General features: G+C 46.3%; 12 protein-coding genes. 11 read left to right on the plus strand and 1 reads right to left on the minus strand.

All coding sequences use genetic code 11. The annotated features are described in order from the left end of the window. The first annotated feature begins 19 nt into the window (after positions 1 to 19). Positions 20 to 442 carry a pyridoxamine 5'-phosphate oxidase family protein gene (locus M1D98_RS02420; RefSeq protein ID WP_121641918.1) on the plus strand — a complete coding sequence of 141 codons (423 nt, stop codon included), beginning with the start codon at positions 20 to 22 and terminating at the stop codon, positions 440 to 442. Between the two features lie 503 nt (positions 443 to 945). Then, on the plus strand, positions 946 to 1,755 hold the full coding sequence (amj, locus tag M1D98_RS02425; protein ID WP_121641919.1) for a lipid II flippase Amj: 810 nt from the start codon (positions 946 to 948) through the stop codon (positions 1,753 to 1,755). Between the two features lie 35 nt (positions 1,756 to 1,790). Here amj and M1D98_RS02430 read toward each other — a convergent pair whose 3' ends face one another. Next, positions 1,791 to 2,081: a DUF3817 domain-containing protein gene (locus tag M1D98_RS02430; protein ID WP_019257503.1), complete on the minus strand. Its 291-nt coding sequence runs from the start codon at positions 2,079 to 2,081 to the stop codon at positions 1,791 to 1,793. Positions 2,082 to 2,265: 184 nt separating this feature from the next. Here M1D98_RS02430 and lrpC point away from each other — a divergent pair, with 184 nt between their 5' ends. From lrpC to M1D98_RS02475, 9 genes are all read left to right on the plus strand, one after another. Further along, positions 2,266 to 2,700, plus strand: coding sequence for a transcriptional regulator LrpC (gene lrpC, locus M1D98_RS02435; RefSeq protein WP_003246585.1), 435 nt, complete (start codon positions 2,266 to 2,268; stop codon positions 2,698 to 2,700). A 64-nt stretch (positions 2,701 to 2,764) separates the two neighbouring features. Continuing rightward, a complete protein-coding gene (locus tag M1D98_RS02440; protein WP_121641920.1) occupies positions 2,765 to 4,951 on the plus strand; it encodes a DNA topoisomerase III in 2,187 nt (728 codons plus the stop codon). Positions 4,952 to 5,152: 201 nt separating this feature from the next. After that, positions 5,153 to 6,241 carry a glycosyl hydrolase family 8 gene (locus M1D98_RS02445; RefSeq protein WP_010331290.1) on the plus strand — a complete coding sequence of 363 codons (1,089 nt, stop codon included), beginning with the start codon at positions 5,153 to 5,155 and terminating at the stop codon, positions 6,239 to 6,241. After that, positions 6,222 to 7,073 (plus strand): diguanylate cyclase domain-containing protein, encoded by an 852-nt coding sequence (locus tag M1D98_RS02450; protein WP_456279966.1) that lies wholly within the window; start codon positions 6,222 to 6,224, stop codon positions 7,071 to 7,073. Before M1D98_RS02445 ends, M1D98_RS02450 begins: the two co-directional genes overlap by 20 nt. A gap of 10 nt (positions 7,074 to 7,083) precedes the next feature. After that, on the plus strand, positions 7,084 to 8,793 hold the full coding sequence (locus tag M1D98_RS02455; RefSeq protein ID WP_268558736.1) for a DUF2334 domain-containing protein: 1,710 nt from the start codon (positions 7,084 to 7,086) through the stop codon (positions 8,791 to 8,793). Continuing rightward, positions 8,786 to 10,048: a glycosyltransferase family 2 protein gene (locus M1D98_RS02460; protein WP_456279967.1), complete on the plus strand. Its 1,263-nt coding sequence runs from the start codon at positions 8,786 to 8,788 to the stop codon at positions 10,046 to 10,048. The genes M1D98_RS02455 and M1D98_RS02460 overlap by 8 nt, the downstream gene beginning before the upstream one ends. A gap of 5 nt (positions 10,049 to 10,053) precedes the next feature. Beyond that, positions 10,054 to 12,165, plus strand: a complete 2,112-nt coding sequence (locus M1D98_RS02465) for a cellulose biosynthesis cyclic di-GMP-binding regulatory protein BcsB (protein ID WP_456280212.1) — start codon at positions 10,054 to 10,056, stop codon at positions 12,163 to 12,165. 138 nt (positions 12,166 to 12,303) lie between these two features. Then, positions 12,304 to 13,146, plus strand: a complete 843-nt coding sequence (locus M1D98_RS02470; RefSeq protein WP_010331285.1) for a manganese catalase family protein — start codon at positions 12,304 to 12,306, stop codon at positions 13,144 to 13,146. A gap of 232 nt (positions 13,147 to 13,378) precedes the next feature. Then, positions 13,379 to 13,828: an NUDIX hydrolase gene (locus M1D98_RS02475; RefSeq protein ID WP_121641921.1), complete on the plus strand. Its 450-nt coding sequence runs from the start codon at positions 13,379 to 13,381 to the stop codon at positions 13,826 to 13,828. The last annotated feature ends 48 nt before the right edge of the window (positions 13,829 to 13,876 follow it).

Consider the following 13,876-nt stretch of genomic DNA (forward strand, 5'->3'; position numbering starts at 1 on the left):
TAAAAAGGAGTGATTCGCAATGAATCAGCAAGACGTGAAACAAAAAGTACTTGATGTTCTAGATCACCATAAAGTAGGCTCGCTCGCAACGGTTCAAAAGGGCAAGCCGCATTCCCGCTACATGACTTTTTTCCATGACGGGCTGACGATTTACACACCGACAAGCAAAGAAACTCATAAAGCGGAAGAAATTGAGAACAACCCCAATGTCCATATTTTATTAGGCTATGATTGTGAAGGCTTTGGCGACGCGTATGTCGAGGTTGCCGGAAAAGCCAAAATCAACAATTCGGCAGAACTGAAGGACAAAATTTGGAATCCTAAGCTAGATCGTTGGTTTGACGGCAAGGATGACCCGAACCTGGTCATTCTTGAAATTGAGCCGGAGGATATCAGATTAATGAATGCCGGAGAGAAAACGCCAGTCTCACTCGATTTATAAAAAGTTGTAATTGCAGGGGCGATATGTTATCATGAATAGCTAAGCAAGAAATAAGCAAATAAAAAAGAAAGTAAACTTCTTTTTTCTGTTTGAGAGAGAGAAGCTTTACCGCTTCCCAAGCAGCAAACCAGCTGCCCTTATTCTTTTCCTTCATAACAAATCGCCCCTAACGATGAGATGGAAAAAAGACTTTTTTGTTTTACAATTCACACCGGCGCGGCTTCGGAGCCGCAGTGACGATTGAGAGGTAGGGCTTTCGTTGTCTTGTGTTCAAGAAATTTCCATGGTGTTTACTTTCCAGAATGATTCTTCGGAACAATGCTTTTTGAATCGAACCGCCCGACTTGGCGGATGATATAATCTTTATTTGCCTATAGAAAAGAATAAGACAAACCGCTCGGCGTATGCCGGCGGTTTTTTTTATTGTGAAAAACATTTCGCGTTGAAACCTCTTTGTCTTCTTTCCAGTCTTATCTCTAGGATGAAATTGGAGGAAGAATAACGTGCATGTCATGACAACTCAAGTACTGCTTATTTTCTGTTTTTTATTACTGATTCACTCGATAGAAACCTTAGCCTACGCCACCAGGCTTTCCGGAGCCCGTGTGGGATTTATTGCGTCCGCGCTTTCCCTGTTTAACGTCATGGTCATCGTGTCCAGAATGTCGAACATGGTGCAGCAGCCCTTTACCGGACATTTAATTGATGATGCGGGAAAAAATGCACTGGCGATTGTCGCCGGGCAGTTCCGCTTCTTGATTTTTGGATCGACAGTCGGCACCATTCTGGGCATCGTCCTGCTCCCGTCTTTTGTCGCTCTTTTCTCTCGGGCGATTATTCACTTGGCGAGCGGCGGCGGCTCCGTTTTACAAGTGTTTCGAAAGGGATTCTCGAAACAAGGATTCAAAAATGCCCTTTCCTATTTGCGTCTGCCGTCTCTTTCGTATGTAAAAGGATTTCATATTCGCTTGATTCCGAAGCGTTTGTTTGTCATTAACATGCTGATCACATCCATTTATACGATCGGCGTGCTTTCGGCTTTGTACGCAGGCCTTCTGGCGCCGGAGCGCAGCACGACAGCCGTCATGGCATCGGGCTTAATCAACGGAATTGCGACGATGCTGCTGGCGATTTTTGTTGATCCTAAGGTTTCCGTCCTTGCCGATGATGTGGCAAAGGGAAAACGAAGCTATTTATATTTAAAATGGACCTCTGTCACGATGGTCACATCAAGGGTAGCGGGGACACTCCTCGCCCAGCTGATGTTTATTCCGGGCGCCTACTATATCGCGTGGCTGACAAAGTGGTTGTAATAAGAAAGGCTGGACCATATAGGTCCAGCCTTTTGTTATTTATATTTTCTTAACCCGCGGTCGTACAAAAAGTTTCCGAATGGGACAAAAGCGGCGATAAAGCCGGCGGCTGACCATTTCAGCGGCCATTTGACAGAGAAGGCCGCATACGCCAAGACAAGCAAATACAAAATGAACAATCCGCCGTGAACCGAACCGACAATGGTTACGGCAAGCGGAAGGCCTGCCCAATATTTAAGCGGCATGGCGATAAACAGCAGGATTAAGAGTGACATTCCTTCAATAAAACCCATCGTGCGTAGTCTTCCGATCGGTGTTTGCAGCATAAATCGCCCTCCTTGTGGACACGTTTTCATACTATATGATAAACAATCCGGAGAGCCATATGACGGCTTTCAGAAAATGTTCGGAAAACTTTCATTTTTATATGCTTTTTCTTGGGAACTGGTCTTGTCATTTACAAAAATACCCGAGATAATGTGAACAAAATCATAAAAGAAGGATGTTGAAATGAAACTTGATCAGATTGATCTGAATATCATTGAGGAGCTGAAAAAGGACAGCCGTTTGTCAATGAGGGAATTAGGCAGAAAAATTAAGCTGTCGCCGCCATCCGTGACAGAACGGGTGAGGCAGCTTGAATCGTTCGGCATCATTAAGCAATACACACTGGAGGTCGATCAGAAAAAACTGGGGCTGCCCGTTTCCTGCATTGTGGAAGCAACCGTCAAAAACGCGGATTACGAACGGTTCAAAAGCTATATTCAAACATTGCCGAATATCGAATTTTGTTACCGGATTGCCGGCGCGGCTTGTTATATGCTGAAAATCAACGCAGAAAGCCTTGAAGCGGTAGAAGATTTCATTAACAAAACATCGCCATACGCGCAAACCGTCACTCACGTGATTTTCTCAGAAATTGACACGAAAAACGGGCGCGGTTAGAGAGTGCTTGTTCAAGTCTGTTATAATAAAAGGATGAGCGTGAAAGAAAGAGAAGTGATCAAGCATGTCAAAAACAGTTGTATTAGCTGAAAAACCTTCAGTCGGCCGGGATTTAGCCCGGGTGCTGAAGTGCCATAAAAAAGGAAATGGTTATCTCGAAGGTGATCAATATATTGTTACATGGGCTTTAGGCCATTTGGTGACACTTGCTGATCCGGAAGGCTATGGGAAAGAATTTCAATCATGGCGTCTGGAGGATCTGCCGATTATTCCAGAGCCCTTAAAGCTTGTGGTAATTAAGAAAACCGGAAAACAGTTCAACGCGGTCAAATCGCAGCTTACCCGTAAAGATGTCAATCAGATTGTCATCGCGACCGATGCAGGCCGAGAAGGGGAACTTGTCGCGCGCTGGATCATTGAAAAAGCGAATGTCAAAAAGCCGATCAAGCGGCTGTGGATTTCATCAGTGACGGATAAAGCGATCAAGGAAGGCTTTCAAAAGCTGCGCAGCGGCAAAGAATATGAAAACCTGTATCATTCTGCCGTCGCCAGAGCGGAAGCCGATTGGATTGTGGGCATTAACGCGACCCGCGCGCTCACCACAAAATTCAATGCCCAGCTCTCATGCGGCCGTGTACAGACACCGACGCTTGCCATGATTGCGAAGCGCGAGGCGGATATTCAAGCATTTACACCGGTTCCATATTACGGCCTCCGCGCGGCAGTCGATGGCATGACGCTGACGTGGCAGGATCAAAAATCAAAGCAAACGAGAACGTTTAATCAAGATGTAACAAGCCGTTTGCTAAAAGGCCTCCATGGAAAGCAAGCGGTTATTGCTGAATTGAAAAAAACAGCGAAAAAAAGCTTTGCGCCTGCGCTATATGATTTAACGGAGCTGCAGCGCGACGCCCACAAGCGCTTCGGATTTTCTGCCAAAGAAACGCTTTCTGTGCTGCAGAAGCTGTATGAGCAGCATAAGCTCGTCACATATCCGCGGACGGACTCAAGGTTTTTATCCAGTGATATCGTTCCGACGTTAAAAGACCGTCTAGAAGGCATGGAAGTAAAACCGTATGCCCAATATGTCAATCAAATTAAAAAACGCGGCATCAAATCTCATAAAGGCTACGTTAATGACGCGAAGGTGTCAGATCACCACGCGATTATCCCGACCGAGGAGCCGCTCGTGCTCAGCAGTCTGAGCGATAAAGAACGAAAGCTGTATGACCTGATTGCGAAACGTTTTCTTGCTGTATTAATGCCGGCATTCGAATATGAGGAAACAAAGGTCATCGCAGAAATTGGCGGAGAAACCTTTACGGCGAAAGGCAAAACCGTACAGTCGCAAGGGTGGAAAGCTGTTTATGATATGGCGGATGAGGATGACGAGCAGGAGGATGACAAAGATCAGACACTCCCTGCGCTTCAAAAAGGCGATACTCTTGCCGTCCGCGCCTTAACTGAAACAAACGGCCAAACGAAGCCGCCCGCCCGCTTTAACGAAGGGACCCTGCTGTCAGCGATGGAAAACCCAAGCGCCTTTATGCAGGGAGAAGAAAAAGGCCTCGTCAAAACGCTTGGCGAAACAGGCGGCCTTGGCACGGTGGCAACGCGTGCCGATATTATTGAAAAGCTGTTCAACAGCTTTTTAATAGAGAAAAAAGACAAAGATATTTTTATTACTTCTAAAGGGAAACAGCTCCTGCAGCTTGTTCCTGAGGATTTGAAATCACCTGCCTTAACGGCGGAATGGGAGCAAAAACTGTCAGCGATCGCCGCTGGGAAATTGAAATCGGCTGCCTTTATTAAAGACATGAAGGTTTACGCTAACCAAACGGTAAAAGAAATCAAAAACAGCAGCCAGACTTTCAGACACGACAACATTACGGGAACCGCATGTCCGGAATGCGGAAAAATGATGCTGAAGGTAAATGGCAAACGCGGCACGATGCTTGTGTGCCAAGACCGTGAATGCGGAAGCAGAAAAACGGTTGCCCGAAAAACAAACGCGCGCTGCCCGAACTGCCATAAAAAAATGGAACTTCGCGGCCAAGGCGAGGGCCAGACCTTCGCGTGTGTCTGCGGTCACCGAGAGAAGCTGTCCGTATTCGAAAAACGAAAAAACAAAGATAAAGGGCGCGCTTCAAAACGGGACGTTTCCTCTTATATGAAAAAACAAAATAATAAAGATGAGCCGATTAACAACGCGCTGGCAGAACAGCTGAAAAAACTCGGCTTGGACAAATAACAGAAAAACCTGTGCATATCGCACAGGTTTTTTATTAGACTTAGGTCCCGTTTTTAAAATGTTCAAAAAGGGAAAAAAAAGCTAGCATTCCGCAATTTTTTCTTTTATAGTAAATGTAATTTGTAACATGGCAGTCGTGCTTTCGTCTATATATATTTGTGAGCGTCTGATTCGCTTCAGGCGACAAAGGGGGATTTGCCTGTGAGGCATGTGTTAATTGCTGTCATCTTATTCTTCTTATCTATCGGACTTTCCGCAGGGTGTATTGAAGCTGGAAATAAGGCCCAAAATCAGTCGGTGTCAGACGTGAATGCAAGCCCGCTTCAGCCGGCGGAATACTTCATTTATCACAATCTAATGAATGATCAAGGGCTGATCAAAACGGATTTGTCTGACCAGCCTTCGTATTTATCAGAATCTCTCGGCCTATGGATGGAGTTTCTGGTCAGCAAAAATGACGCCCCGCATTTTCAGGATCAATATCAGCACCTGACTGATTCCTTTCTGATGAGCAATCACTTAGTGACGTGGAAGATTCAAAACGGCCAGGCGAGCGGGACGAATGCGCTGATAGATGATATGAGAATTATGCTGTCTCTTGACCAAGCCGCCGCAAAATGGGGGCGGAGCGACTACGCGCAAACAGCACGGGATATCGGTACGGCGCTGAAGACATATAATATGAACAACGGTTTTTTTACAGACTTTTACGACTCACAGGCTGCTTCAAAGGATGTGACGCTTTCATACGTCATGCCTGATGCGTTAGCTGTCTTAAAGAAGAATGGAATCATAGACGAAGAAACAGAACAGCGGAATGCCAATGTTCTTTATTCAGCTCCTTTAAAAAATGGCTACCTGCCAAAGACATACCACTCGGAGACAAAGCAATACACATATGATCGTGAAATCAATCTGATAGATCAGCTGTACGCTGCATGGCACTTGCCGGAAGGAGATGAAAAAGCCGCTGTTTTAGCGGACTGGATCAAGCAGGAATTTCAGGCGCACGGAAAGCTGTACGGACGATATTCGGCAGATACGAAAGAGCCTGCCGTTCAATATGAGTCGCCATCCGTATACGCATTAGCGGTATTGTTTTTAACAAAACAATATGAAGACAATTCAGTCACCAAAGCCATATATGACAGAATGAATGACTTTGAAATTCTTGATCCGGTGAAATCGTATTATGGAGGCTATATGAGCGGCACTCAGACACACTCTTTTGACAATCTGCTGCCGCTGTTAGCCGAAAGGAAGCTTTTTAATGAAAATGTCATTCAATGAATCACAAAAATTATTTGTTTATCTTTCAGGGCTCATCGCAGCCCTGTCTCTGTTTATTTATTATGTGTCAGCCCAGCAATCGGAAGGCGCGCTGATCCTTTGCATCACGTTTAGCGTCATCGCCGCAGGCATATGGTTCGGCCCGATTTACGCGCTGGCAGTGACCTTAATCGTACTTTTTGTTCTCGGCACTTTAATGATGTTTTTCCAGACTGGTCAGGCTGCGCTGTTTCCGGCTGAGGAAGGGCTGCGAATACTTGTCGTGTGGGGAATTGCCCTTTTGCTGTTTTCTTTTATAGCGGGAAGAATTCATGACATTGCCGCAGAGCTAAGGCGTTCAGTTACACGGCTGCAATCCGAAATTAAAAGCTTTGTTGCTGTTGACAGAGTGACCGGCTTTGATAACAAGCACCGGATGAAGCTGGAACTTTCAGAAGAAATCAAGCGGGCGGAACGGTACGGCGATTCCTTTGTGTTTTTGCTGCTCCATATGCATTACTTCAAAGAGTTTACATCTTTGTACGGTGCAAAAGAAACAGACCGTCTCTTTCAATATGTCGGCCAGCAAATCAGGACAAGCGTCCGGGAAACGGATAAGAAGTTCCGTCCCTCTGACGAGCGTATCGGGATTGTGCTGACGCACACGCCCGCTGAACATATGCCGGCCGTTCTGACAAAGCTGAAAAAACAATTGGACACGTATCAGCTGGAAAATGGGAAGTATGTGTCGCTCACGTTCCACGTCTGCCATTTGCCCTACCGCGAAGATATCAAAACAGCTGATCACTTTTTAGAAGAACTGGAAAACGAGATGATGATGAATGAATTATAAAGGAATCACACTGCTCTGCATCACAATGCTTCTGCTTTCAGCTATTGCGTCTATTCCAGTTTCCGCACAAGCGAAGGAGCGTGATGCCGGCATTCTCATCATCTATTCAACCTTGGACGGCAAAGAGTCGTCACACGTCAAAATGCTTGATCTGCTTGCGGGCCACTTTACATCCCATGTGACTGTCAAAAAAGATTCAGACGTGGAAGCGTCCGATTTCAAAGGCAAGGACCATGTGATGTATTACGGCCAAACGAAAAGAAAGCTCAGCAAAAAACTGGTGTCCCTGATCAGCAGCGTCAAAACACCTGTTGTCGCCATCGGCTATAACGCAAGCCAAATCAGCCAATTTTCCGGGCTTTCATTGACCAGCAAAGAAAATGTGTATCAGGTCCACAGCAGGTCGGAAAAGGCTGATGTGTCTCTGGAGAGCGGGCTTAACGTGCTGAGCGTATCAGGCTTGAAAGGAAAGTCGCTTTATACCTTCAAAGCCGGTGACGGCAAAACACATTCTTTTATATGGAAAACAAAAAAAGCGAATGTGTACATTGGATTAACGAATTTGTTAAATGACAATTTGATCGTGGCAAAACAGCTCAGAGAAGCTTTCGGAGAGAAGGCGGGGACAACGTTATTGTATTTGCGTCTCGAGGATATCAGTCCCATGTCTGATGAAAAATTGCTGCTTCAAGCCGGTGCATATCTGCATAAGAGGCATGTTCCTTTTGTTCTGGCGGTGATTCCGGTTTACTTGAATCCCGAAACTGGCGACAAAGTGTATTTGGCTGATAAACCGGAGATGGTCAAGGTGCTGAAAAAGCTGCAAAGCATGGGCGGCAGCATCATTGTTCACGGCTATACACACGCCTATCGCTACAGTGAAACAGGCGAGGGCTTTGAATTTTGGGATGCAAAGGCGGATCAGCCGATAACATCCGGAAATGCCGAAGACAACCCGTCTATTTTGGAAAAAGAACAAGATTTTCCGAACGAACAAGCCTATAACAGTTATCTAGAACCATTTCGTGAAAAGGAAGAAACATATACAAAGCAAAAACTGACGCGTGCGATTGAGGATTTGACATCATCGGGTCTCTACCCGCTGGCGTTTGAAGCACCGCATTACACGATGTCCGAATATGGCTATCAAATCGCCTCACAGTATTTTACAAGCATTTTCGGCCAGGTCCAGCTCAGCGGCACAACATGGAAAACATCCGGCGCACCTCCATTTGTGACCGCTCCTTCCATGCTGCATGGCATGACACTGTATCCGGAAACGATTGGCTTTGTCGATACATCAAAACAAAACCCGCTCGGCGATATGGAGGAACGCATCGCACAGATGATTGATTTTGAAGGCGGAGTAGCCGGGGGATTTTATCACCCGTATCTTGGAATGAAATATCTGCCGGAGCTGGTTGACCAGATGGAACGCATTCCGGATAGTGAATGGCTGGATTTAAAGAAAACGAAACAAACCGTCAAAACAGACAAAGTGGAAATTCACACAAGCGGTGACGGAACGATTCAGGTAAAAAACGGCGTAAGCGCCATCGGCGAGTTTTTCGATCATCATCGCCAGACCCCTCTGGAAAAGGCGTTATGGATTCTCTCCGCGGTCGTGCTCTTATTTGTTGTCATGTTTGTCAGTTATACGTTTTACTTGAGAGCCACATTGAAAAAACGAATTTTTAAGGAGAGAAGAAGCCTTGGGTAATACACTGTTCTTTATCTCGCTCAGTTTAATATGGGTCATGCTTCTCTACCACATGTTTCTCATGCAGGGCGGGTTCCGCCACTATATGACCTTTGAACGGAATATCCCGAAGTGGAGAGAAAATGTGAAGGAGCTGCCAAAGGTCAGTGTCCTTATCCCGGCGCATAACGAAGAGGTTGTGATTCGGCAGACGCTGAAGGCGATGGTCAACCTTTATTATCCGAAGGACCGGCTGGAGATTATCGTCGTGAATGACAATTCATCAGACCGGACGGGTGACATCGTCAATGAATTTTCCGAGACATACGATTTCATCAAAATGGTGATCACGAAGCCGCCACACGCAGGAAAAGGAAAATCCTCCGCCCTTAATTCTGGTTTTGCCGAATCGAGCGGCGATGTGATCTGTGTATATGACGCAGACAACACACCTGAGAAAATGGCCGTGTATTACCTCGTGCTTGGCCTGATGAATGACGAAAAGGCAGGTGCCGTTGTTGGGAAATTCCGCGTCATTAATGCGGCGAAAACGCTCTTGACGAAGTTTATTAATATCGAAACGATCTGTTTTCAGTGGATGGCACAGGGAGGCAGATGGAAGTGGTTCAAAATCGCCACGATCCCGGGCACCAACTTCGCGATCCGCAGAAGCATTATCGAAAAGCTCGGGGGCTGGGATGACAAAGCGCTTGCTGAGGATACCGAGCTGACCATCCGGGTGTATAACCTTGGCTATCACATCCGCTTTTTCCCCGCCGCCATCACTTGGGAGCAGGAGCCGGAAACGTGGAAGGTGTGGTGGCGCCAGCGCACCAGATGGGCGCGCGGCAACCAATATGTAGTGCTGAAATTTTTGGCGCAGTTTTTCAAACTCAAACGAAAACGGATCATTTTTGATTTGTTTTATTTTTTCTTTACGTACTTCCTGTTTTTCTTTGGCGTGATCATGTCAAATACGATATTTGTCGTGAATCTGTTTTATGATTTGCGTTTATCGGTCGGATTTTTGGCCATGATCCTTTGGATATTGGCGTTCTTCTTATTTTTGACAGAGGTCATGATTACGCTAAGCATTGAGAAAACAGAAATGAACAGGCAAAACTTTTTTATCGTATTTCTCATGTACTTTACATACTCGCAGGCATGGATTGTGCTTGTGATCTATTCTTTATTCGTAGAAATCAAGCACCGTTTATTCAAGCAGGAGGTCAAATGGTACAAAACAGAACGATACAATCAACACAAAAGCGGGTGACCTTTTTGAAACAAATCATGATTTTTCTCACAAGCTTGATGCTTCTGGCGATGACCGGACAAGCGGCTTTAGCCAAAGAGGTGCAGGTCAGCGGTTCGCTTCTCGGGAAAAGCAGCCAAGAACAAGCCAAACAGCAGGTGCTGACAAGCGATTTGATGACACTGTACGGAGCAAAAGACAGCGCAGAGCTGACGTATCAGATTCCGGCAGGCGCCTCTTCCGGCAATCAGCAATTGGTGATTGAATACGAGGCTTCAAATCTTTTAATCTCTCCATCATCGTTAACGGCTGTCATTGACGATGAACCGGTCAAAACGGTAAAACTTAATGGTGATTCAAAACGGAAGACATTGAAGCTGAACCTGAACAAAAGCCAATCTGCCCAAGGCTATCACAACGTTTCGCTGACATTTTACGGTGTGATGAAAGAGGGCGTCTGCGTCAGACAGGATACGTCCGGCAACTGGATCAAAATTTATCCGGACAGCCGCCTGACGCTGGCGGACAGCAGTGAAGCAAAGGGAACGACGCTTGACCATTATCCTTATCCTTTCGCCCAATCGGGAAATACAGCGGAAGAAACAGCGATCGTCATCCCGGATGACCCAAGTTCGGCGGAGATTGAAGCAGCAGTAAAAACAGAAGGCTATTTGAAAACGGCGGACAGCAGTGTCACCATTTCGTATGTCACGGAATCCGAACTGAAGAAAATCGACAAGCCGACGATCTTCATCGGAGTGGACAAGCATTGGAACGGAAAGGTGAAAAAGCTGATGAAACAAGCCGACCTACAGGCAAAAGGAGAAAAACTCCTGCTTGCGGAGCGGGTGTTAAAAGCAGAGGCTAAGGAGCAGCCGGTCCTTTTTGCACAGGCGGCATCTGACGACGTACTCACTGAAAAAATCAGTGTCATGACGGATCAGACTTACACAGGCCAGCTCAGCGGCGATACACTCTCAATCAACAAGCTAAAACAGGCTGAAAAAAAAGAAAGCAATAAGCTGACCCTCAAGAACTTTGGAGCGGATGACATCACAATTGGAGCTGACAAAACATCTTCGGCACATTATTTTTATCCGGCATCGGCGGTTTTAGATGAAAACCAATCAGCGAGGCTATCGCTTAAGCTGAAAAAATCCGAAACGATTCAAGCTTCCACGGCCGAAAACGAATCCGCTTCCCAGGCGGCAGAGCTGAAGATCATGATCAACGGCCAACCGCACTCAGTCCGGCTTGATGATATAGGAAAAGAAGATAAAAACGGATTTTATCATGCCATGGTAAAAGTAGATCCTAAGCTGCTGCAAAAAAACCGCTATATTGATATTCAGTTCGTCACAACTGGGCTAAAGGAAAACAATCCTTGCAACAGCACTGATGAAGAAAAGTGGGTCTTTATCGATAAAAGCAGTACATTGTCTTACACCGTCAAAGACATGTCTCCGTCAGCGGATTTTCAAAAATGGCCGCTTCCTTACGCCGGAAATCAGGACAAGGCAGCGCTGATCGTGATTCCTGACGCTGTAAGCCAATCGAAGCTAGAGGAGCTTTCTCTCATAACAGAGTCCTTTGGCAGCGAAGCGCAGCATTCATATTCGGTGAAGAAATCATCCGACGTAACAGCGAATGACACAAAAGGACGGAATCTTATTTTCATCGGAAGCATCAATCAATTTTCTCTTCTGAAGGAGAAATCTTCAGAACTGCTTGTGCCGCAAGTGAAGAACGGCTCGTTTGATGTATCCGGCTTTGAGATGCTGAATGAGACAACGAAACAAGTGGCATTTACCCAAGCATCTCTTTGGGATTCGGGCTACACAATGGCAGTCTTTGCGCCGTCAAAAGGTAAAGGCGCGGCCGTCACGAAAGAGGTCATCAACTATCTCAACAGCACTGATGACTCGGCAACCGTCGTCAATGAAACAACAAGCCAGCAGGTGTTTACCAACCACCAGCAGCTCAAATCAGAAGCAAACAGTGCCAGTGAAGAACAGCCATCACAAGTGAATGGCCAGAAATGGCTGTATATTGGTGTGCTGGCACTCATTATGGTGATTGCGTCAGTGTTCATTTGGATTGCCGTACGACGCAGAAAAAGAAAGACAGACAGGGGATAGCACATGAAGAATGATGTCCCGAATAGTCATTCATTTGGATACAACACTCATACAGAGTGTTGTATTTTTTTAGGGCTTATACATGAAAACAGAAAATAGCGCCATCCTAAAGCGTAAAGATGAATAGGAGGGATATAGATGTTTTTCCATGTGAAAGAGTTACAATATAATGCCAAACCTGACCGGCCAGACCCCGTTTACGCGAAAAAATTGCAAGAAATATTAGGCGGGCAGTTCGGTGAAATCTCTGTCATGATGCAGTATTTATTTCAAGGCTGGAACTGCAGAGCTGATCAAAAATACCGTGACATGCTTCTTGATATCGGCACAGAGGAAATTGCCCATGTGGAAATGCTGGCAACGATGATTGCCCAGCTGCTCGATAAAGCGCCAATTGAAGAACAAGAGCAAATGGCGAAAGATCCTGTCATTGGGGCTGTAATGGGAGGAATGAATCCTCAGCATGCCATCGTAGGAGGCCTGGGGGCAAAGCCGGATGATAGTGTGGGATACCCTTGGACAGCCCGATATACCATTGCAAGCGGAAATTTGCTTGCCGACTTCCGTGCAAACCTTAATGCTGAATCACAAGGCAGGCTGCAAGCTGTCCGCCTGTATGAAATGACAGATGATAAAGGTGTGAGGGACATGCTGTCCTTCTTGATCGCGAGGGACACCATGCATCAAAATCAATGGCTGGCGGCCATCCAAGAATTGGAGGAACGTGAAGGCGTAGTCGTCCCAAGTACATTTAACCGTGAGTATGAAAAACAAGAAGTTTCCTATTCATTCATGGACTGCTCTAAAGGAACTGAAAGCCAAAGCGGGCGCTGGGCTTCAGGGACTAGTATGGATGGAAAAGGGAATTTTGAATATGTTGGGGAGCCTGAGGCTATGGGGCAAAAACCAGTGCTCAAGCCGGCGCCTCCGTATGTTCACGGCACAATGCCGGCCGACGGCGCATCATCGCTGGAACAGTAACGAAACGTTACGGGCTGCAACTATGTCTTGGCCGCTTGTTCTAACGTGATGATTGAAAAAACGGGCAGGCATACCACCCTTTACAGCAAGCGGCCTTCTTTATAGGAGTCCGGCTGTTCAAGATAAAGGACATAATGATGGCCGCGCTTCCGTATCATTTAAAAAAGCAAGGCGACTAGATCAAGGGGAAACGACCTTGGTCTTTTTTTTGCGGGGAAAAGGAGAGTTGGCAATGCATACGCAAGGTTCATTTGTCATTATATCGAATGAAAAACAGCAGATTTTGCTGGTAAAACGAAACGACGTTCCTTTATGGGATTTGCCGGGCGGCAGGGCTGATCCCGGTGAAACGGCTGAGGAAGCGGCAGTCCGGGAGGTATTGGAGGAAACGGGCTACAACGCAGCGCTTTCCGCCAAAGTAGGTGTCTACCAAAGGCCGAAGTTTCAAGATGAACAGCATGTGTTTGCCGGGCGCATAACAGGCGGACAAGCGATAGCACACGGGACAGAGACAGCGGAAGTAAGGTGGTTTTCTCCGCAGCGTTTGCCGTTTTTTATGGTGCCGAACCGAAAAAGGCAAATTAAAGATTTCACGAATGGCGCTCTGGATACAGCTATCTCCCTCAAGGACAGAGGCGTGCTTGCGGCGATTGACCTGTTGAAAAGAAGATTGGGCAAGTGATTCAGGTCTCCGGGTTTTAAAGCATTTCTCCTGTGGTATTGAAAAAAG

It is taken from the genome of Bacillus sp. K7 (assembly GCF_053903245.1).